General features: G+C 66.3%; 22 protein-coding genes. 19 read left to right on the plus strand and 3 right to left on the minus strand.

The window, feature by feature from the left end; all coding sequences use genetic code 11:
- The first annotated feature begins 5 nt into the window (after positions 1 to 5).
- Entirely contained in the window at positions 6 to 1,256 is a 1,251-nt protein-coding gene (locus BJP06_RS05410) for an LPXTG cell wall anchor domain-containing protein (protein ID WP_143110554.1), read from the plus strand.
- A complete protein-coding gene (locus BJP06_RS05415; RefSeq protein WP_255365796.1) occupies positions 1,253 to 2,098 on the plus strand; it encodes a class C sortase in 846 nt (281 codons plus the stop codon). The genes BJP06_RS05410 and BJP06_RS05415 overlap by 4 nt, the downstream gene beginning before the upstream one ends.
- Before the next feature lie 175 nt (positions 2,099 to 2,273).
- Here BJP06_RS05415 and BJP06_RS05420 read toward each other — a convergent pair whose 3' ends face one another.
- Together BJP06_RS05420 and BJP06_RS05425 are read right to left on the minus strand one after the other, a co-directional pair.
- Positions 2,274 to 2,699: a MarR family winged helix-turn-helix transcriptional regulator gene (locus BJP06_RS05420; protein ID WP_071573111.1), complete on the minus strand. Its 426-nt coding sequence runs from the start codon at positions 2,697 to 2,699 to the stop codon at positions 2,274 to 2,276.
- Between the two features lie 42 nt (positions 2,700 to 2,741).
- Entirely contained in the window at positions 2,742 to 3,032 is a 291-nt protein-coding gene (locus tag BJP06_RS05425) for a rhodanese-like domain-containing protein (protein ID WP_070478242.1), read from the minus strand.
- Between the two features lie 49 nt (positions 3,033 to 3,081).
- Between BJP06_RS05425 and BJP06_RS05430 the strand changes: the two genes are divergently transcribed.
- The 3 genes from BJP06_RS05430 (at position 3,082) to BJP06_RS11905 (ending at position 7,228) form a co-directional block, all read left to right on the plus strand.
- Positions 3,082 to 3,780, plus strand: coding sequence for a sortase (locus BJP06_RS05430; protein WP_252931422.1), 699 nt, complete (start codon positions 3,082 to 3,084; stop codon positions 3,778 to 3,780).
- Positions 3,781 to 3,886: 106 nt separating this feature from the next.
- Positions 3,887 to 4,669 carry a hypothetical protein gene (locus BJP06_RS05435; protein WP_071573112.1) on the plus strand — a complete coding sequence of 261 codons (783 nt, stop codon included), beginning with the start codon at positions 3,887 to 3,889 and terminating at the stop codon, positions 4,667 to 4,669.
- Between the two features lie 123 nt (positions 4,670 to 4,792).
- Positions 4,793 to 7,228: a hypothetical protein gene (locus BJP06_RS11905; protein WP_143110555.1), complete on the plus strand. Its 2,436-nt coding sequence runs from the start codon at positions 4,793 to 4,795 to the stop codon at positions 7,226 to 7,228.
- Between the two features lie 228 nt (positions 7,229 to 7,456).
- Here BJP06_RS11905 and BJP06_RS05460 read toward each other — a convergent pair whose 3' ends face one another.
- On the minus strand, positions 7,457 to 7,933 hold the full coding sequence (locus BJP06_RS05460) for an inorganic diphosphatase (protein ID WP_071573114.1): 477 nt from the start codon (positions 7,931 to 7,933) through the stop codon (positions 7,457 to 7,459).
- 89 nt (positions 7,934 to 8,022) lie between these two features.
- Here BJP06_RS05460 and dacB point away from each other — a divergent pair, with 89 nt between their 5' ends.
- From dacB to BJP06_RS05535, 14 genes are all read left to right on the plus strand, one after another.
- Positions 8,023 to 9,285, plus strand: a complete 1,263-nt coding sequence (dacB, locus tag BJP06_RS05465) for a D-alanyl-D-alanine carboxypeptidase/D-alanyl-D-alanine-endopeptidase (protein WP_071573115.1) — start codon at positions 8,023 to 8,025, stop codon at positions 9,283 to 9,285.
- 2 nt (positions 9,286 to 9,287) lie between these two features.
- Positions 9,288 to 10,193: a tRNA lysidine(34) synthetase TilS gene (gene tilS / locus BJP06_RS05470; RefSeq protein ID WP_071573116.1), complete on the plus strand. Its 906-nt coding sequence runs from the start codon at positions 9,288 to 9,290 to the stop codon at positions 10,191 to 10,193.
- A gap of 78 nt (positions 10,194 to 10,271) precedes the next feature.
- Positions 10,272 to 10,880 carry a hypoxanthine phosphoribosyltransferase gene (gene hpt, locus BJP06_RS05475; protein ID WP_176754803.1) on the plus strand — a complete coding sequence of 203 codons (609 nt, stop codon included), beginning with the start codon at positions 10,272 to 10,274 and terminating at the stop codon, positions 10,878 to 10,880.
- A gap of 18 nt (positions 10,881 to 10,898) precedes the next feature.
- Positions 10,899 to 13,199, plus strand: a complete 2,301-nt coding sequence (gene ftsH / locus BJP06_RS05480; RefSeq protein WP_071573117.1) for an ATP-dependent zinc metalloprotease FtsH — start codon at positions 10,899 to 10,901, stop codon at positions 13,197 to 13,199.
- Positions 13,189 to 13,761 carry a GTP cyclohydrolase I FolE gene (gene folE / locus BJP06_RS05485; protein ID WP_070361892.1) on the plus strand — a complete coding sequence of 191 codons (573 nt, stop codon included), beginning with the start codon at positions 13,189 to 13,191 and terminating at the stop codon, positions 13,759 to 13,761. The genes ftsH and folE overlap by 11 nt, the downstream gene beginning before the upstream one ends.
- A gap of 2 nt (positions 13,762 to 13,763) precedes the next feature.
- Complete coding sequence (folP, locus tag BJP06_RS05490; protein WP_071573118.1) at positions 13,764 to 14,615, plus strand: dihydropteroate synthase; 852 nt, start codon at positions 13,764 to 13,766, stop codon at positions 14,613 to 14,615.
- Entirely contained in the window at positions 14,608 to 14,988 is a 381-nt protein-coding gene (folB, locus tag BJP06_RS05495; RefSeq protein ID WP_070361894.1) for a dihydroneopterin aldolase, read from the plus strand. Before folP ends, folB begins: the two co-directional genes overlap by 8 nt.
- Entirely contained in the window at positions 14,988 to 15,449 is a 462-nt protein-coding gene (gene folK, locus BJP06_RS05500) for a 2-amino-4-hydroxy-6-hydroxymethyldihydropteridine diphosphokinase (RefSeq protein WP_070361895.1), read from the plus strand. The genes folB and folK overlap by 1 nt, the downstream gene beginning before the upstream one ends.
- Complete coding sequence (locus BJP06_RS05505) at positions 15,446 to 15,913, plus strand: DUF3180 domain-containing protein (RefSeq protein ID WP_070361896.1); 468 nt, start codon at positions 15,446 to 15,448, stop codon at positions 15,911 to 15,913. The genes folK and BJP06_RS05505 overlap by 4 nt, the downstream gene beginning before the upstream one ends.
- Positions 15,914 to 15,923: 10 nt before the next feature.
- Positions 15,924 to 16,754 carry a DUF6779 domain-containing protein gene (locus tag BJP06_RS12080; RefSeq protein WP_177224265.1) on the plus strand — a complete coding sequence of 277 codons (831 nt, stop codon included), beginning with the start codon at positions 15,924 to 15,926 and terminating at the stop codon, positions 16,752 to 16,754.
- Complete coding sequence (locus BJP06_RS05520) at positions 16,751 to 17,386, plus strand: hypothetical protein (RefSeq protein WP_071573121.1); 636 nt, start codon at positions 16,751 to 16,753, stop codon at positions 17,384 to 17,386. Before BJP06_RS12080 ends, BJP06_RS05520 begins: the two co-directional genes overlap by 4 nt.
- On the plus strand, positions 17,383 to 18,189 hold the full coding sequence (locus tag BJP06_RS05525) for a pantoate--beta-alanine ligase (RefSeq protein WP_071573122.1): 807 nt from the start codon (positions 17,383 to 17,385) through the stop codon (positions 18,187 to 18,189). The genes BJP06_RS05520 and BJP06_RS05525 overlap by 4 nt, the downstream gene beginning before the upstream one ends.
- Before the next feature lie 58 nt (positions 18,190 to 18,247).
- Positions 18,248 to 19,534, plus strand: a complete 1,287-nt coding sequence (locus BJP06_RS05530) for a hypothetical protein (protein WP_071573123.1) — start codon at positions 18,248 to 18,250, stop codon at positions 19,532 to 19,534.
- 12 nt (positions 19,535 to 19,546) lie between these two features.
- Positions 19,547 to 20,941 (plus strand): DHA2 family efflux MFS transporter permease subunit, encoded by a 1,395-nt coding sequence (locus BJP06_RS05535; protein ID WP_071573124.1) that lies wholly within the window; start codon positions 19,547 to 19,549, stop codon positions 20,939 to 20,941.

The raw sequence follows: 20,941 nt of genomic DNA on the forward strand, positions 1-20,941 counted from the left end.
CAGCGGTGAGAAACCCGGGGACTGCGATGGCGGTGGCGTTGGCCGTAACGGTCGGCGTTGCCGGCGTCGGCATGCCCGTTTCCGGCCCACCCGCTGCGGTGGCCGCGGCACCGGGGAGCGTCACGGTGGACCTGCGCGCCGCTGCAGGTGTCGACGGCCTGGACACCATCGGGGAGCGCACCGTCACCGCCTCCCGCATCACCACCGTGGACATGAGCACCCAGGCGGGGCGCGAGGCGCTGACCTCCCTCGACGTGTCCCGGCTGCTGCGCACGCAGCCCGACGCGTTCGTCGAAGTGGCCACCGCGCGCACCAGCGGCGGCCGCGTCACCCTCGACGGCCTGCAACCCGGCGCGTACCTGTTCACGCTGGGCGACAGTGAGGCGAAGGCGGCGTCGCACGTCTTCTTCGCGCCCTTCGTGGTACCCGTGACGGAGGGGTCCGCACGCACCGTGGAGCCGAAAGCCCAGCATTTGAGCGTGGTGCTTGAGGCCAGCCGCCAGCGCGTCCACCCCGATGAGGACGTCACCTTTACCGTGCGCGGGGTGGCGCCCAACCCGTCTGACGACGGCACCATCAGCCACTACGAGCTCATCCTCACGCTCGCCGGAAACCTGGAGTTCTCTGCGGAGCCCGCGGTGCGCATCAACGGGGTGGCGCTCGGCCCGGGCGATGTCACCTTCCACCGCGAGGGCAACCGCCTGCGCGCAGTCTTGACCAAGTCTGGCCTGGCCAAACTCGCGCGCGCCCGCGCCACTGACGCCAGCACCACCGTCACGCTGGAGCAACGCGCACGCGCCACCGCGGCAGGCACCGCAGGTGCCGACGCCACCCTGACCACCAACGGCATGGACCCCGAACGCAACCTCGTCACCGTGGAGGCCACCCACGCCGACGTGCTCATCGAGGCACCCGCGCAGCAAGGCTCCTCCAAGGGGGATCGCCGCTGGCTGTGGGGGCTCCTCGGGTTGCTGCCACTCGTGCCGCTGCTGCCGGGGCTGGCAGGGCCGTCGGGTACGGCGCCGACTGGTCCAGCGGGGCCTGCAGGGCCTGCGCCGGAGACACCCCGACCGGGTGATAAGGAACCAGGGCGCGACCAGGCCCAGCACGAGCGGCAAGACGGACCGCGCGGGCGCGTCGACCAAGTACTCGCCTACACAGGCGCCAACGTCATCTGGCTCGCACTGCTCGCCCTCGCCTTGATCGTTGCGGGATGGTTGCTGGCGCGTCGAAAAGAAGACGAGAACGACCAGTGAGCCAACCCAACCGCAAACGCGCCGGGAACCTCATCTCGCTCATCGGGCTGATCCTCGGCGCGCTCCTGTTGCTCTACCCAATCGTGGCCACACTCGCCACCAACGAACAACTCCGCCGCCAAGCCGACGCCTACAGCGAACACACCACCAACCTCAGCGCCGAAGAACGCGACGCCCAACTCGCCCGCGCCCGCGACTACAACCAACGTCTCCTCGCCACCGGCACGCACGCACGCCCACCCGACCCAAACGACCCCGACATGCCCGACTACATGGCACAACTCAACCTGCCAGGCTCCGGGGGCATCATGGCGCGCATCCGCATCCCCGACATCGGCGTCGACCTGCCCGTCTACCACACCACCGCACCCCACGTCCTCTACGACGGCGCAGGACACATGTTTGGCTCCACCCTCCCCGTCGGCGGCGACGGCACCAACGCCGTCATCACCGCCCACACCGGCATGGTCAACGCCGCCATGTTCGACGCCCTCCCCACCCTCAAAGCAGGCCAAGACATCTATATAGACGTGATGGGGCAGCGACTGCGCTACCAAATGGTCGACCGCGAAGTCGTGAAACCGGACCAGTACCAGGCCGTACGCTACCAACCAGGCGAAGACCGCCTCACGCTCATCACCTGCACCCCCTACGGACTCAACACCGACAGGCTGCTCGTCCACGCTATTCGCGTACCTCTTGACCCTGACGCCCCCGAACCGCGCGTCACCGGCCTGGGGATTAGTTGGTGGATGATCCTCGTGGCCCTGATCGTGCTGGTGGTGTTGCTATTGATTCTGTACCGGCGGTGGAGGCGTCGGCGGGACGCTGCCGAGGAGTAGCTGGGAGTTAGCTGGGCACCACGATCCGCGGCGACGGGCTGGTGACCTGGGGAAACGCCCCGGGTGTGCGTTGGGAGTCGGGAATTTGGTGCAGTAGCATTCGAGCCTGCCACCTAGGGGGGTGCGTCTTTTGGCACTGCGGTCCGAAGGTGACCCCGAGCAGGCCAGGCAAAAACTACAAAATCGCCTGCGACAGCTTCCGGAGGTTCTTGAGCTGCTTGTGGTTGGCGGCGTCGAGGGCGCGTTCCTCTGCGGCGGCCACTTCTTCGGCGAGTTTGGTCAGGGCCTTGCCGCCCTTCTTGGTGGCGGTCACGATTTGGCGGCGGCGGTCCTTCGGGTCGCGTTCGCGTTTGACCCACGCGTGCTTCTCCAGGCAGTCGATGAGGCGGACCATGTCGGAGGCGTCGATGGCGAGGAGCTCAGAGAGCTGCGACTGGGAGCGTGCTTGCTCGGAGACGCAGCTGAGTATCCAGAACTCGCGCATGGAGGAGTCGTGCTTCGCCAGGGTGCGCTCCACCTCATCTTTGGTGTGCCTGCGCACGCGCTCGATCTGGAACGATGGCGAAGTAGTCAGCGCCTCTGGGAGTTCAATCGTGGCCATAAGTCCCAGAGTATCGGGCTGCTGGCCAGGAATGAAACCGTGTTACTCGGTGGGTAGCCCGTTGGCGATCCACTCCATGGTGCCGCCCTCCACGTTGATGGGTTCCCAGCCGTGTACCTGCTCGAGGTATTCGCATGCGCGGGAGGAGCGCCCGCCGGAGCGGCAGATGACGTAGATGTCCTGGTCGGGGTCGATTTTGTCGGTGAGGGTGGTCAGTTCGCTCAGGGGCAGGTTGGTGGCGCCTACGGCGTGGACTTCTGCGTATTCTTCGGGTTCGCGGACGTCGATGAGCTGGGCGTTTTCGGGTACTTCTTTAACGTTGATGGATTGCATGTGCGCGATTGTAGCGGAAGTGCCGGGTGCGTCGGCTACGATTTCCACTATGCGTACGCCTCCTCGAACTCGACCGCCTCAGTGGGTGTTTTGGGTGCGCCGGGTTGTGGCGTTGGTGCTGCTCGTGGCACTCATCTCGCTGTCAGCAAGGTGCGGCAAAGAGGAGCCTGCGCCTGCGCCCGAGCCTCCAGCAGAGGTTCCTGCAGCACTTGGTCAGTCGCAGCCGCTCGAGATGTTTATTCCCTCGGTCGGGCTTCGCGCGCACTTCGAGGAGGGCCCGTGCCGCGTGCGCGCGGACGCCTTGGATCCGGCCACATTAGATAAGGCATGTGTGTATACGGCGCCGGAGAAGCCGTATTCGCTGCCGGGGCCGGGTGCTGAGGATCTGGTGGTCGTCGCTGGTCACACGGGTGCAGGGGTGCACGGGGTCTTTGACCAGCTTTTCGACGGCTCCTCCGACCAGCACACCATCCGGGTGGGGGACATGCTGTACCTGCGCACCGCCGACTCCGAGGCAGCTGGTGGGAAGTGGTTGTCGTACCGCGCGACTGACCTGCACGATCCGGTGAAAGAGGTCATGGCCAGCGATGTTGATATTTGGGGTGATGGGCCACGCCCGGGCCGGCTGCTGACGATCTCCTGTATTCAGCCGCGCAATATTTTGGCGGACTCGGTTCGCAACGCGGTCATTGGGTGGCAATTTTCGTCCGTGCTGGATGCGCCACCGACCGATACCGGCGCAAAGTAACTGAAGTTTTTTGTGTAAACACTTGTGACTGGGGTGAAGTGCGTCTACAGTGGGGCTAAACCATGAAGTAAGACTTGAGACTTCATGTTGAGCAAAGGAGCCCCTAATGAAGCGCAACACCGTTTTGGCCGCCGTCATGACCGGCGCGCTCGCAACCGCCATCGTCCCCATGGCCCAGGCACAGGACATCCCGCTGCCGGCCGTGACCCACGACATCAACGGTGCCGAGTACTTCCTCACCCAGGACGGCACCCACTACGTGCCGGACCGCAACCTGGTCAACATCGCCTTTGACCAGCTCTCGGCGGCTGACCGCGAGCGCGCAGTGGACGTGGCGAAGGCGGCTGTCGCCGGGCTTATCGACGCCCCCGCCGCCGAAACCGCAGCGCCCCAAGCTCCCGCAGCCGAGGCAACGACCCCTGTCGAGCAGCCAGACCCGACCGGCGACCACCAGGACGTCCCATTCACCGCCGAAGACGTTGACCCGAACAACCCGGCACCAGCGGCAGCCGGCCTGATCGCCCTGCCAGCAGTGCTCGCTATCGGTGGTCTGACGTACTACCTCAACGCTGACGGCAAGACCTACGTCACCGACCTGGCCCGCATCAACGAGCCTCCAACCGACGCCGAGGTGAAGGACTCCAACGCGCTGCTCGCGGAGAACGCCGCTGAGGTCGCGCGTCAGGGCCTGGCAACCTCCAAGGCTGCAGGTCAGGTGCCGGTTGAGGTGCAGCAGCAGGCCGCCCCAGCGCAGGCTCCGGTTGCAGAGCAGCGTGGTATCGCGGCTGAGACCGGGTCGAACACCCTGGTGCGGGCGCTGTTTGCGTTGGTGGTGGCGTCGATAATTGGTGCAGCCGTCTTTGCATACGGGCGCCGGTTCCTCATATAGTAAACCTTTGTGAAAACTCGAAATGTTCTTGCTGCTGTTTGTGCTTTCTCCCTGGTACTAGGGGGTACGACGCCCGCTTCCGCGCACGTCGACGTGAGGCCCAACGGGTCCGAATGCAAAGCGTTGAAGTCGCAGTTCAAGCGGGGGCAGCAACTGGACATTTCGCGGTTTACGTTCGCGGGTGACCGCAATACGGGCATCCGCAACAACACCCTCTACCTTTACGACACCACCGGCCACCGCGCCGACATCCAGCGCGCCGCCGACCTGTGGGTCAAGGCCGTGCGCGACCGAGGTGGATACCTGGATATCAAGTTCATCGACCACAAGACGCCCGAGGCCGTCAGCGTGATCGTGGACCCAAGCCTGCGGCCGCTGGGGCGCGTGACCGGCGGCGGGCCGACACTGACCGTGCGGATTAGTCCCAGGATGTTTGGGCGCTATGTTGAGGCGAAAAGCCGCATTATGACCATCGCGCACGAAATGGGCCACGCGATGGCACTCGCGCACAGCTGCGACGACCTCCTTATGGTCGTCGGAGGCTCCCGTAAACCCGGCCTGGTACCCCAGCCTCTCGACGCCGAAATCCTCATCCAGCGCAACAACCTGCGCCAGAAGCCGACTCCTACACCGGAGCCTTCGCCTGAGCCTTCGCCTTTGCCACCGGTGGTGACGCCGACGACTTCCGAGCGTCCGAAGCCAAAGCCGACGACATCGTCTTCTTCGTCTTCGTCGTCGAGCCAGCCGTCCCTCCCGGACCTGCCACCGTTGCCGATGCCGACGATCCCGAGCGCCCTACCGCTGCCAACGACCTCGACGAGCTCGACGACTTCTGAAGCGCCCTCCGTCACTGTGACGATCGCTCCGGAGACCACGCCGTCTACCTCGACGACTGCTACCTCTAAGCCTTCTACCTCTAAGCCGTCCTCGACGTCTTCGCAGGTACCGAGCACCGACTACATCGTTGCGCCGGAATACGTCGCCCCGCCAAAGCCTTCCACGGTCGAAGAGGGCGAACGCATCGTCGCCGACGCAGAAGCCACGTTGAAGAAGGCCGAGCAGGCTGAGAAGAACGCTCGGAGTACGAAGGACCGCATCTTGGCGCGCCTGCACGTGGAGAATGCGGAGCGTGCCCTCGCGGAAGCCAAGGCAAACCTCGGGAAGCTGCGCGAGCAGCTCGCCAGCGAGACCTCAACGACCACGTCCACAACGCCTACCACGTCGACCACGTCCGCGCCGCGGACAACCGCGACTACGTCGGTTGCGCCAACTCCGACCACGTCGATTACGTCCGTTACGCCAACTCCGACCACGTCGATTACGTCCGTTACGCCAACTCCGACCACGTCGATTACGTCCGTTACGCCAACTCCGACCACGTCGACTACGTCGGTTACGCCAACTCCGACCACGTCGACCACGTCCGCGCCGCGGACAACCACTTCGGCGGCCCCGAGCGTGTCGGCAACGCCAACTACGTCTACGACTTCCGCTACGCGGACAACGCCGACGGTGGGGCCGTCGACAAGCGGGGAGACCTCCACGTCATCGCCTCGTTGCTGCCCGAACTGTGGAGCCACAACACCGCAGTACGAAGCCCCGAGCTACGCGCCCGCAGTGAAACCAAAGAGCGTTGAGGAAGCCCGCGCGGCGCTGGCGACCGCCAAGCAAGAACACAAAATCGCCGAAGCGCTCATGAAGGTTGTGCGCCGCACCGGTTACGCACCAGAAATCAACAAGGCGCAAGCCGAGCTTGACCGCACGTTCTTCCGCGTCGTCGAGGCGCAGGAAAACCTGGACGAGCTGCTGGCAAAGGAGCCGACGCCAACAACCACGGACGTCACTTCTTCTGCTGCGCCATCGTCGGTGACTACTTCGGTCACACCGTCTCCGACCACGTCAGAGGTTTCGACGACCACATCCTCGTCCGCGACCTCGTCCACGTCTTCGTCCGCGTCCTCGGAAGCACCGAAAGCGTCCGCGCCGCGGACAACCGAAACGACTACGGCGGAGCCTTCCACGGAGCCTTCGACTTCCGAGGCGCCGAAGGTGTCCGCGCCGCGGACAACCGAAACGACTACGGCGGAGCCTTCCACGGAGCCTTCGACCTCGGAGGCGCCGAAAGTGTCCGCCCCGCGGACAACCCAAACCATCGAACCTTCGACCTCGGAGACGTCGAAAGCGTCCGCTCCGCGGACAACTACGCCAACGACTACGCTGGTTGAGCCCGCACCAGAGTCTTCAACAACGCTGACTACGACGGCATCCTCTTCGACGACCGAGTCGACTACCACGTCCGAGTCGACTACCACGTCCGAGTCCGCCGCGCGGACAACTGAGGAAGTCCCAGAGCCGGAGGTGGGGACGTCGACAAGTGAGCCGGCACCCGAGCCGAGCGTTCCGGCGCCTGCGACCTGCGCGAAGGATGGTTCTTCAAGTGGATCCTCCGAGAATTGCGAAGGCAGCTCGAAGGGCGGCATCATCGCGGCGATCCTGGTGCCGCTGCTTGCGCTGCTGGGCGCGGCGGCGTTCTGGGCGAAAGATCACCTCAAGTTCTAGACGCTCGTGGTGTGCAGATTGGGCAGCCAGTGACAAAGGACGCAACCCTGCAAAAGCGCATCCTTATTTCCGCTGGTAGGAAAAGGGCTGGATGTATTGGGTTGCGTGTTTTGTCACTCAGGCCGACTCGGGCCTGCTGAGCCGACGCCAAAACCAGGAATTTGGTAGAGGCCCAAGCAAAAAGCCGCCCAGGTACAACCCAGGCGGCAAACACTTAGAAGCAGCGACCTACTTCTTGTAGTTGTCGATGGAGGCCTGCAGGATCTTTTCTGCCTCTGCCTTGTTGCCCCAGCCGGAGCCGGAAACTTCCTTGTTCGGCTCGAGATCCTTGTAGTGGACGAAGAAGTGCTCGATTTCGTCCTTGAGGAACTGGGAGACGTCGTCGATGTCCTGGTAGTGGTCGTAGCGGACGTCGTCGATGACGCAGAGGAGTTTGTCGTCGCCGCCGGCTTCGTCGGTCATCTTGAAGACGCCGATTGGGCGTGCCTTGACGATGACGCCTGGGAAGACGGACTCAGGGAGGAGGACGAGGGCGTCCATTGGGTCGCCGTCGTCGGCGAGGGTTTCGTCGATGAAGCCGTAGTCGAGTGGGTAGGCCATCGGGGTGAACAGGTGGCGGTCGAGGTAGACCTTGCCTGTTTCGTGGTCGAGTTCGTACTTGTTGCGGGAACCCTTGGGGATTTCGATGGTGACTTCGACAGCCATGTGCGCTCCTTTTGTAGTCGCGTTGATAATACCGGTACTTATCATACGGGGCTGCGTCGGCGTGTGGGTTTGGGCTACGCTTATGCGCCGTGAAGCTTTGGACTTGGATTGTTGGCGGGGTTGCGTTGGTCGCGGTGGGTGGCGCGGCTGGCTTCGGTGTGGCGGCGCAGCAGGAGCTCAGCCGTATTGAGCACGCCCCGGCGTATCAGTTGCCGCAGGCGGAGCCGGTATTGGTGCCGGCGGTACCACGCCCGGTGGATGTTGAGGCACTGCAGGCGCGCCTGGCGGAGCTTGCGGAGGACCCCGCGTTGGGCACGTTCCACGCGCGTGTGTCGGACGGTTCGACGGGTGAGGTGTTGTTTGATCGGTTGGCGGGGGAGGCGTTGCGCCCGGCGTCGACGACGAAGATTCTGACGGCTGCGGCGGCGGTGTTGGAGTTGGGGGCGGATGACAGGATCGAGACGCAGGTGGTGAGTGGGGAGCAGCCGGGCTCGGTCGTGATCAAGGCGAATGGTGACGTGTGGTTGGACGCGGAGGCCATCGACCAGCTCGCCGAGCAGCTCAAAAACCAGCAGGTTACCGCCGTCTTCATCGACACGAAGGCGTGGGAGGGCCAGCCGACCATGATGCCGGGCTGGGACCCCGTGGACATCGATGGCGGCTTCGTCGCGCCGCTGGAACCGGCGATGCTCTCGGGCGGTCGCCTCAACGGGGAGACGGAGGGGGACGTGCCGCGCTCGCATACTCCGGCGTTGGATGTGGCGCAGGCGTTGGCGGATCGCGTGGGTGCGCAGACGGTCGGTCTCGGCCCGGCGCCCGCGGAGACAGATACGCTGGCAAGCGTGGAGTCGCCGGACTTGGTGCAGCGCCTGCACATGATGATGAAGGAGTCCGACAACGTCTACGCGGAGGCCATCGGCAGGGAGGTGGCGGACCACGTAGGTATCGACGCCCCCTCCGCCACCCTGCACGTCCTGGCTGAGCACGGCTTTGACTCGGGCGGCATCACGCTGGTGGACAGCTCTGGCCTGTCGGTGGACAACCGGATCACCCCGCGCATGTTGGACAGCATCCTGAGTGACGCTACTCAGCACGAGCAGCTGCGCCCGATGCTGGACGCGCTGCCGGTCGCGGCCGGCGACGGCACCTTGGCCACCCGCTATGAGGACCTGGCCGGGCGTGGCTGGGTGCGCGCGAAGACGGGCACCTTGGACGAGACGTCCGGGCTGGCGGGCACGGTGACTGCGGAAAGCGGCAACGTGTACACGTTTGCGCTGCTCTCGAATGACTCGGACATTCTGGAGGCGCGCCGGGCGATGGACATGTTTGCCTCGGCGCTGCGGGAGTTCTAGCGATGGAGCCGTTCTGGCCCCGGCGCAGTCCCCACTTTTTGGCGTGCCGCCGTGCCGTGCGTGGATGGACGGGGCCTGCGGTGATTGGACTGTCGGGTGGTGCGGACTCGTTGGCGCTGGTGGCGGCGGCCGCGGCGGAGCGTTTGGATGTCACGGCGCTGGTGGTGGACCACGGGCTGCAGGAAGGCTCGGCGGAGGTGGCCTGGCGCGCCGCGGAGCAGGCGCGCGCGTTCGGGGTGCCCGCGGAGGTCACCAAAGTCAGCATCGCACCAACGGGTAAGGGCACGGAGGCCGACGCCCGCCAGGCCCGCTACGCGGCCTTGTTCGAGCACGCCGGCCCCGACCGGGATGTGTGGACGGCCCACACCGCGGACGACCAGGCCGAAACGCTGCTGCTCGGGGCGCTGCGCGGCAACCCGGCAGGGATGGCGTCGCGCGCGGGTCGGCTGGTGCGCCCGTTGCTGGGTGTCCGCCGCGCGGACACCGCGGGCGCCTGCGCCGAACTGGGCGTCGCACCCTGGCAGGACCCGATGAACAAGGACGAGCGGTACCGGCGTGTGGCGCTGCGCACCCGGGTGATTCCGCTGCTGGAGGAGATCGTCGGTGGGGAGGTGGTCCCGGCGTTGGCGGGCACGGCGGACCGGATCGCGCAAGCCGCGGCGCAGCTGCAACGCATCACCCCGGCCGTGAACGAAGAGACGCTGGACTGCACGGAGCTCGCAACGCTGCCGCCGGTGGTGAGGAGGGCGGTGTTGGCGGAGTGGGTCGTCGAGAAGCGGGGGGAGGTCAAAGGTGCCCACCTTGCGGCGATTGAAGCCTTGGTGACGAACTGGCGGGGGCAGGGCGCGGTGCAGCTCGGCGGGGGAGTGCGGGTGGAGCGGCGCGGCACAACGCTTCTGTTCGCGTAAATGGTTGTCCAAGGTGACGTGAAAGTGGCAAGATGATGAACTGATGCCAACCGAGAAGGGCTTGAGAAAGGGCACCCGATGACCGAGCTGTATGACAAGAAGGATTTCAACGTTGCGCCACACCGCTACGGAGACGACGTGGAGGCGGTGTTGATCCCCGAGGAAGACCTGCAGCGGCGCATCCAAGAGCTGGCTGACATGGTCTCCGAGAAGTACCGTGACTCCGAGCAGGACCTGGTGCTCGTGTGCGTGCTCAAGGGCGCGGTGTTCTTCTTGACGGACTTCGCCCGCAAGCTTTCCATCCCGTGCGAGATGGAGTTCATGGCGGTGTCCTCCTACGGCAGCTCCACCACGTCTTCGGGTGTGGTGCGCATTCTGAAGGACCTGGACAAGGAGATCGAAGGCCGCGACGTGCTCGTGGTCGAGGACATCATTGATTCCGGCCTGACGCTGTCGTGGCTGCTGAAGAACCTGTCGGGGCGTAACCCGAAGAGCCTCGAGGTGATTACGCTGCTGCGTAAGCCTGAGGTGCAGAAGGCCAAGATTGATCTTCTCGACGTCGGCTTCGACATTCCCAACGAGTTCGTCATCGGCTATGGCCTGGACTACGCCGAGCGCTACCGCGACCTGCCGTACGTGGGCACGTTGCACCCTCGCGTCTATTCCGACGCGCCTGAGGACATCTAATACACACAGAAGAGCTGTATGACCAAGAATAAAAACGTGTTGCGGTGGGGCCTGATCGGCGCCACCGTGCTTATTGTTTTGTACCTGCTCACCCTCATCGGGGATGACACCCGCGGTTACCAGCGCGTGGACACGTCGATCGCGATGGAGCAGCTGCAGAACAAGAACGCCAAGGAAGTCCAGATCGACGACCGCGAGCAGCGTGTCCGCATTGACCTGCGGGAGCCGATCAAGGTCGAAGAACGCGAGGGCGTCGAGCAGATCAGCGCCCAGTACCCGGCCCGCACCACGCCGGAGATCTTCGGCGCGGTGAAGGAAGCCGCCCCGGACAAGTACAAGACGAACGTGACGCAGGAGTCCTTCCTGATGTCGATGCTCGGCTTCATGCTGCCGATGGTGCTGATCTTCGGCCTGCTGTTCTTCTTCATGTACCGCATGCAGGCCGGTGGCGGCATGTTCGGGATTGGGTCGTCGAAGGCGAAGCAGCTGTCGAAGGACAATCCGACGAACACGTTCGCGGACGTCGCGGGTGCGGACGAGGCCGTCGATGAGCTGCAGGAGGTTGTGGACTTCCTGATTGACCCGAAGATTTACGAGTCGCTCGGCGCGAAGATCCCGCGCGGCGTGCTGCTGTACGGCCCGCCCGGCACGGGTAAGACGCTGCTCGCCCGCGCAGTTGCGGGTGAGGCCGGGGTGCCGTTCTACACCATCTCCGGCTCCGACTTCGTGGAGATGTTCGTCGGCGTGGGCGCCTCCCGCGTGCGCGACCTGTTCAAGCAGGCACGCGAGAACTCGCCCTGCATCATCTTTATCGACGAGATCGACGCCGTCGGCCGCCAGCGCGGCTCCGGCATGGGCGGCGGCCACGACGAACGCGAGCAAACCCTCAACCAGCTGCTCGTGGAGATGGACGGCTTCGGCGACCGCGAGGGCGTGATCCTGATCGCGGCGACGAACCGCCCGGACATCCTGGACCCGGCGCTGCTGCGCCCGGGCCGCTTCGACCGCCAGATCCCGGTGACGAACCCGGACATCGCGGGGCGCGCCCAGATTCTGAAGGTGCACGCGAAGGGCAAACCGTTGTCCAAGGATGTCGACCTGGATGCGCTGGCGAAGCGTACCGCCGGCATGAGTGGTGCGGACCTGGCCAACGTGCTCAATGAGGCCGCGCTGCTCACCGCCCGCATCGGCGGCAACGTGATCACCCCGGACGCGCTGGAGGAGGCCACGGACCGCGTGATCGGCGGGCCGCGCCGCTCCTCCAAGGTGATCTCGGAGAAGGAGAAGAAGGTCACCGCCTACCACGAGGGTGGGCACACGCTCGCGGCGTGGGCGCTGAAAGACATCGAGCGCGTCTACAAGGTCACCATCCTCGCCCGCGGCCGCACCGGCGGGTTCGCCATGACGGCCGACGAGGACGACAAGGGCATGTACAACCGCGACGAGCTCTTCGCCCAGCTCGTCTTCGCCATGGGCGGGCGCTCCGCGGAGGAGCTCGTCTTCGGCGAGCCGACCACGGGTGCCTCCAACGACATCGAGCAGGCCACCAAGATCGCGCGCGCGATGGTCACCGAGTACGGCATGACCTCGGCGCTCGGCACCGTGAAGTACGGCCAGGCGCAGGGCGACGCCTTCTCCGGCATGGGGGCCGGCGCCAAGATGGAGTCCTCGCCGGAGGTTGCGGCCACGATCGATAAGGAGGTACACACGCTTATCGACGCCGCCCACGCCACCGCCTACGGCATCCTGGAGCAGTACCGCGACCAGCTCGACACCATGGTGTCCAAGCTGCTGGAGAAGGAAACGCTGCGCCGCCAAGACCTCGAAGCGCTCCTCGAGGGCGTAGAGCCGCACCGGCCGGAGCTGCCCGCCTACGACATCCGCTTCGGCCGCCAGATCGGCCGCGAGCCCGTCAAGACCCCGGTCGAGCTTGCCGAAGAGCGTGGCGAGGAGCCACCAAAGCGCTTCTCCATCCTTGAGGCGTCGCGTGAGACGCGGGAGCGGCGTCGAAAAGAACGGGAGAAGGAGCACGGCGCTCTGCTGCCACCGCCGCCTGCGGGAGGTACCCCGACCTACGGCGGGCCGAAGCCGCCGAGCGACTGGACGTACCCGGGCGCGCCGAAGCGTGAGCCCGCGCCAGAGCCGAAGCCTGAGCCGAAGCCTGAGCCGGATACGCACCCGGGCATGGACAACTACCGCCCGGACGAGGAAATCGGGTTCCGCCTGCCGGAGCACGAGCGGCCCGACCGGCCCGACCGACCGTCAGAGGAAGAAACCAAACAGCTGCCACGACACAGGAGCAACGAGGATGACCAGTAAGTTCGACCGCGCCCGCGCCGAAGCCGCGGTGCGCGAACTCCTCATCGCAGTCGGCGAGGACCCGGACCGTGAGGGGCTGAAGGAAACCCCGGCGCGAGTGGCGAAGGCGTACGAGGAAGTGTTCGCGGGGCTGCACCAGGACCCGACCGCGGTGCTGGAGAAGACGTTCGCGGAGGACTACCGGGAGCTCGTTCTGGTGCGCGACATCCCGGTGTACTCCACGTGTGAGCACCACCTGGTGCCATTCTTTGGCAAGGCGCACGTCGGCTACATCCCGGGCAAGGAAGGCAAGGTCACGGGCCTGTCGAAGCTCGCCCGCCTGGCCGATATGTACGCGAAGCGGCCACAGGTGCAGGAGCGGTTGACGGCGCAGATTGCGGACGCGATCGTCGATAAGTTGGGGGCTTCCGCCGTGATTGTGGTGCTGGAGTGTGAGCACCTGTGCATGGCGATGCGGGGCATCCGCAAGCCTGGTGCCGTGACGACGACCTCCGCGGTGCGCGGCGGCTTCCAGAAGAACGCCGCCTCCCGGGCCGAGGTCTTGAGCCTGATAAGGAGCTAACAATGGTCAGTGTGCAGGATCTCACCGCGCCGGGGCGCACGACGGTGATGGGCATCGTCAACGTCACGGAAGATTCGTTTTCGGACGGCGGGAAGTGGCTCGCAGTTGACGACGCCCTCTCGCACGCCCACGAGCTGGTCCGCCTGGGCGCGGACATCATCGACGTGGGTGCGGAGTCGACCAGGCCGGGCGCGACGCGTGTGCCCGCCGAGGTCGAGGTGGCGCGCGTGGCCCCGGTGATCCGGGCCCTTCACGAGGACGGCATCCGCACCTCCGTGGACACGATGCGCGCCGCCATCGCGGAGGCCGCCGCCGAGGTCGGCGTGGACCTCATCAATGACGTTTCCGGCGGGCTCGCGGACCCGGACATGTATGCCACGATGGCGCGCACGGATCTGCCGGTGTGCCTGATGCACTGGCGTGCCCAGCAGTTCGTGAACGCCTCCGGTGCCGCCGACCACGGCGGGGACGTGGTGGCCGATGTGCTCGGCCTCTTCGACGAGCTGGTTGCCAACGCCACGGCCGCTGGGGTGCGCCCCGAGCAGATCACGCTGGACCCGGGCCTCGGCTTTGCCAAGACCCCGCAAGAGAACTGGCAGCTGCTGCAGGCCCTGCCCGCACTCATGGACTGCGGCTACCCGCTGCTGGTGGGGGCCAGCCGCAAGCGCTTTCTCCGCGGGGTGCGCGCCGCCCGCGGGCTCGAGCACGGGCCTATCGACGCCGACCCAGCCACCGCCGCCGTCACCGCCCTGTGCGCGCAGGCTGGCGCCTGGTGCGTGCGCGTGCACGAGGTGGCCGTCTCCCGCGACGCCGTGGACGTGGCCGCCGCGTGGAAGGCGGGCAACCTTGGCTGACCGCATTGAACTCAAGGGCCTGTCCGTCTACGCGCACCACGGCGTGCTGCCGCACGAGCGCGAGCACGGGCAGCGCTTCCTGCTGGACATCACCTGCTGGCTCGACTTCGCAGGCGCCGCAGCCACCGACGACCTGACCCAGACGATGAACTACGCGGAGCTAGCCCAGTTGGCCAGCGACATCGCCTCGGGCACGCCGCGCCAGCTCATCGAGACGGTGGCCACCGAGATCGCCGAGGCCGCCATGGAGCGCTTCGACATCCTGCACGCGGTGGAGGTCACGCTGCACAAGCCGCACGCGCCGATCCCGCTTCCCTTCGAGGACGTCGCCGTGGTGGCACGCCGCTCCCGTAAACGGATGGGGGCCCGCTGATGCGCGCGGTGATTTCGGCAGGCTCCAACATGGAGGACTCGCGTGCCCACCTGCAGTCGGTCGCCGACGAGTTCGCCGCCGAGCTCCTCGACGCAAGCTCGATTTACGCCACCGCGCCCTGGGGCGGGGTGGAGCAGCCAGACTTTCTCAACCAGAGCTTTCTTATCGAAACCGACAGCGACGACCCGTACAGCCTCCTCGCCCGCTGCCAGCGCCTAGAGCAGCAGGCGAACCGGGTACGCGACGTGCGCTGGGGCCCGCGCACACTGGACGTGGACATCATCGACTTCGAGGGCTACCGTAGCGACGACCCTGAGCTGACGCTGCCGCACCCACGCGCGCACCTGCGCGAGTTCGTGCTGGTTCCCTGGCTGGAGATTGACCCGCACGCCAAGCTGCTCGATCGCCCGGTCAGCGAGATTCTCGCGGAGCTGGAGCCTCAGGGGGTTCGCAAGCTGTGAAACGCACGCCGCTGTCCGGAGTGATCGCCGTGTTCGGGTTTTGTACCGCCGCGGCGTTCATTGTGGTGCGCCGCCTGTTCGGCCTGCTTGAGTCGCTGAACATGGTGGTGCCGCTGAGCCTCTGGATCGTGGCAGCGGTGTGTTTCTACGTTGCGTTCATGGTGCACAAGCGCCGCGATGAGGGCAAGGTTGGTCTGGATCGCAGCCAGCTCAACCCGATGATGGCGGCGAACTTCATGCTGTTTGGCAAGGCCTGCACCTGGGCAGGAGCGGTCAGCGGCGGGCTGTATGCGGGCTGCCTGCTCTTCGTGCTGCCCCGGATGCACGTGCTGATGGCCGCGGCGCAGGACGTGCCGCCCTTGGTCTCCGGGGCGTTGGGCGGCGTCACGCTGGCGGTAGCTGGTGTAGTGCTGGAACGGGTGTGTGAGGTGTCGCCGCCCTCAAGTGGAGAACAGGTTAGCTAAGGTAGTGGGCATGAAAAATACTTGGGTGATTGTTCCATTTGTGGCTGCGCTTGCAGGCACAGTGGTGATGTTGTTTACCAACTCCGCGAACATACTCAAGCTTTCGCTGATCCTGGCGCTGTGGGCCGCCGTCGCGGGCCTCATTGTGATCTACCGCCTGCGCCGCGACAACGAGGAGGCCGTGCGCCTGCAGGAGGAGCGGGAGAAGACGTTCGCCGCAGAGCTGGAGGCCGCGCGCGCTGGCGCACCCTCGGGTGTCGACGCCCCCTCCGACGAACTCTTGCGCGACATCCAGGAGGAGCTGCGCTCCCTGCGCTCCACGATCGAGGAGATGAGCGGGCACGTCTTCGAGTACGAGCCCGCCGCCGTGCACGCCGCGGCGCGCCGCATCCAGGAGATTGAGTCCTTCACACAGCCCACCTACGAACCGTCCGAAGACCGCCCGGCCGGGGCGCCGTCCTCCGACGCGATCGCCGGGCGCATTGGAAGTCAGCCGAGCCGGGAGACGCAGAACCCGCTCACGGCGCTGATTAGCGAGCACCAGGCGAAGCAGGAAGCGCAGGAAGCGCAAGAAGCACAAGAAGCGCAGAAGTCGGCGCCTGAACCGGCACCAATCCCGGAGCCTGAGCCCGTACCCGAGCCAGTGCCTGAGCCGGAGCCCGAACCGGAACCTGAGCCTGAGCCTGAGCACGGCCGCCACGAGCAGCCCGCCGCTGGGGCCACTGAAGTCATCGAGGCCGTGCCGGAACCAGCCCCGCGTGTTGGGGGACGCCGCCGCCGTGACGCGGCTGGCGAGAACGCTGTTTCCGTCGCCGAGCTGCTAGCGCGCCGCAACAAATGAGCCCAACGCTGACCATCGCCGCCTGGCGCGGCCCCAGCGCGCTGAGTGATCAGCTTGCGCGCGCCGGGCACCGCGTGACGTACCCGTGCGTGGCCGCGGACATCGCCGCCGCCGACCTGGTGCTCCTCGAGGGCTCCGCTGACGTTATTGAGCGCGCCGCCGCCGAGTGCGCGCCGTGCGTGCGACCGAAGCAGATGTTCTGGCACACCAACTTGGACCACGGCGCCCAGCTACTCGACGAGGTGGAGGTCGCAGGGGCCGTCGTCATGTGCGCGCACAACATCGTGGACAACGTGTGGGTCACCTCCGCAGCCGACGAGCTGGGGGAGACCGTGATCGCGCTGCTGCTCGGGGAGCTCGGGCAGGTCACGATGCCGATCACGGATGCGGATCGCCCACTGGTGGCCACCGCCCAGCACCTTCGCGCCCTGCAGCGCGTCGTCCGGGAGGACGCACTCGCGCTGTTGCGGCAGGCCAACCCCAACTTCGAGGCGGTCGCGGACGCCTTCGACAGCGCCGAGCTGCCGCCGCTGCGCCCGCTCGACCGAGAGCCGGTCGGGGGAGAAGGGGTGCGTCGATTAGTAGAAGTATTGGAGCGCCGCGCGGCGCAGCAACGAGAGGAAGACCTGTGACTTTTGAACCGGGCAACGCGGTTGTCGTGCGTGATGAGCAGCTGCTGGCCACCTACGGGCGCGCATTCCGCAAGATTGGCAAGACGATTGCGGTTGTGCCGCTGGGCGCCGACGTGCACGCCGGGCACATCGAGCTGATCCGGGCGGCGAAGTCGCTGCTCGGCGCGTATGTGTTTGTCACCTACTCCGGCGAGGAGGTGCCCGAGACCTTCCGCAACGAGGGCGTGGACGTGGTCTTCCACGGCGAGCTGCGCACCGCCGTGAGCGTGCGCACCGGCATGGAGCACCTCGACGACGCCGACGCCGTGGCCTGCGACGTCGCCCGCATCCTGGCGGTGCTCAACGCCACGCACGCCACCGACCTGGTGATGGGGGAGAAGGACTTCGAGCTGCTCGTGGCCACACAGCTGGCCGTGGCGGGCCTGCGCATGGAGGTCAAGCTGCACAGCGCGCCTACCGTGCGCATGCCGAACGGGCTGGCGCTTTCACTGCGCAACGAGCGCGTCGCTGAAGACGCCCACGACCAGGCGCTTGCGCTGTCCGCGGCGCTGACCGCCGGGGCCCACGCCGCCGAACACGGCGCCGAGACCGTCCTGGACACCGTGCGCGGCGTGCTCGAAGCCGCAGGGGTCACGCCTGCCTACCTCGCCGTGCGCGACCTGGCTATGCGCGAGGCCCCTGCCCAGGGCGACGCCCGACTGCTCGCCGCGATCGACCTGCCCGCCACCGACGGTGGCACGGTGCGCCTCCACGACAACGTGGGTCTGCCGCTTGGCATCGGGTTCAAACACATCGAGGACTAGGACGGGAAGACGAGGGCGGATAGCAAGCAACGGCGAGTTATTCGCTACACTCTTTGGCATGCCTATAGACCTGATTGCTGGAATCCTGAACAAGCGCTTCGGCATGGACTTCACCCCCGAGCAAGTCCAAGCCACAGGGCGCACCGAAGACTCACAGCTCTTCGTCGCCAGCAATGATGCAGGCCAGGCCGTCGAAGTCGAGCTTTTCGACGCCACCCAGCCCGAGAACCAACGCCGCGACATCGCAGGCCTGAACCGGGCGCTTGCCGCCTCGAACCACCCCGGCGCGTTCCAGCCGCGCAGCGCCGGCTACACCGACGACGGCCACCTCTACGTACTGCGCGAAGCCCCGACCGGCGCTTCGCTCGCTCGCCTGATCAGCGACAAGCGTGCTGACGGTGGCGTATTCACCCCCGCCGAGGCCCGCGAGCTGCTCATCGGCGTGGCTGAAGCCATCGACGACTACGACGCCCAGGGCCTCGGCGCGTTCGTGGCCCGCTCCGTGGATGCTTCCCGGATGCTGGTGCAGCCAGCCTGGTCGAGCGTCCCGGTCAAGCTCACCCTGATCGGCCCGACGGCCACCGCGCCCGAGCACGCCGAGGAGCAACACGCGGCGAACGTCGCAAGCTTTATCGACCTTTTTAACTCTATGACCGGCCTTGACGTCGACGAGGACGCCGCCAACGCCGCCACCGGCTGCGTCGGTTACCTCAACGCCGTCGCCGGTGAACCTCTCGATGAGCCGGAGGTCTCCCCGGTCGCGCCGGGCGCCACCGACGGCTACCGCCAGCCACCGCAGCCCTACCCGTATGGGCCGACCGGCGAGTACGTGCGCCCAGAAGACGAGAAGAAGTTCAAGCTCTGGCCGTGGATCGCGGCCATCGTGGCGCTGCTGCTCATCGCCGCAGGCGGCATCTGGTACTGGATGCAACACCGTGGTGAGGAGTGGGTCGGCGTCGAAGCCGAGATCGCCGAGACCTACCCCGGCATCGTGTCTGACAAGGCCGGGCAGAAGGGTTGGCACGGCCTGATCTGTGACTCCGCCACGCCGGACGAGGGCCAGGAGGGCAAGATCCGCTGCGCGAACGAGACGTTGGGGGTCTCCGTCGCAAAGTATGTTTCCTCTGATGCGCTCGATCGTGTCCTGCCGGACCCGAAGGAAGCCGTCGTGCTGGGCTCCGGTGAGTGCCTCATCTACGACTACCAGCTTCCCGACGCCACCCCGCCAGCCTTCGTGCTGACCCCGCGCACTGAGCGCGAGTACATGGTGGTCATCAACGGCGATGATGCCGAGGCACAGCGCCTCGACCTGCCTCTCTGTGCCCCAGCGGCCGACGAGGAGTAGCCTTAGCGGGCTATGAAATCAACGAACCCGGTACTGCTTATTGGAGTGCTGGTGGTCTCCGCGATGATGATGATCTTCAACGAGACCACCGTCGCTGTTGCCCTGCCCGCAATCATGGCGGACTTCGGCGTACCCGCCGATACGGCCCAGTGGCTGATGACCGGCTTCCTGCTCACCATGTCCGTGGCGATCCCGGCCTCCGGCTTCGTCATCCAGCGCCTCAGCACCCGCGCCGTCTACTTCGCCTCGATGGCGCTGTTCATCGTCGGCTGCGTCATGGCGGCCACCGCGCCCTCGTTCGGGGTGTTGCTCGCCGCGCGCGTGGTGCAGGCACTTGGCACGGCGGCGATGTTGCCGCTGCTCATGACGGTTACCGTGACGGTGGTCGCCCCGCAGCGCCGCGGCACGGTGATGGGACTCAACGCGGTGGTGATGTCGGTGGCGCCCGCCCTTGGCCCCACGCTCGCCGGCTTCGTGCTCGGCGCGTTTACCTGGCACCACATCTTCTGGGTGATGGTGCCCATCCCAGCCGTGGCGGTGCTGCTCGCGGTGTTCGCCCTCCCGAACGTCGGCGAGCGCCACGACGCTCCACTCGACATCCTGTCGGTGCTCCTTTCAGCACTCGCGTTCGGCGGCCTTGTCTACGGCTTATCGACGATCACCTCCCTGCTCACCGGCGATTCCTGGAACCCTGCCGCGGCCCTGGTCATCGGCGCGGTGTTCCTGGTGCTGTTCGTGCGCAGGCAGCTGCGCCTGGCACCAACTGGGCGCGCGCTGCTTGACCTCAGCGTCTTTACCCACCGCAACTTCGCGTTCTCGGTGGTGGGCGTGTTCATCGCCTTCGGCATCCTGCTGGGCACCGTGAACATCCTGCCCGTCTACATGCAGGTCGGCCTGGGGATTTCCACGGTGGCCACCGGCCTGATCCTGCTGCCCGGCGGCATCGCGCAGGGCATCGCGTCTCCAATCACGGGGCGCTGCTACGACGCGTACGGGCCCCGGCCGTTGGCCATCCCGGGTGCGGTGTTGATGCTGGCTTCCCAGTGGATCCTGGTCGTGATCCTCGCCGATGACACCCCGCAGTGGCAGCTCGTCGCCGTGCTGATCCTGGTCAACGTGGCGATGTCCATGATCATGACCCCACTGATGACTGTGTCGCTGTCCTCGCTGCCGTCGCAGCTCTACGCCCACGGCTCCGCGGCGCTCAACACGCTGCAGCAGCTCGGCGGGGCGGCCGGCACCGCAGTGTTTATCGCCACGATGACGATGGGTACCCAGGCCACCGGTAGCGCGTCCGAGGGGACGGCGCGCGCCTTCATCGTTGGTGGCGTCGGCATGCTACTCGTCGTTGTGGCGGTGTGCTTCGTGGGCGGCAAGCCGAATACACGACTAATTGACCGAGGCTAA

Source organism: Corynebacterium sp. NML120713 (genome assembly GCF_001875735.1).
GTDB classification, from domain to species: domain Bacteria; phylum Actinomycetota; class Actinomycetes; order Mycobacteriales; family Mycobacteriaceae; genus Corynebacterium; species Corynebacterium pseudogenitalium.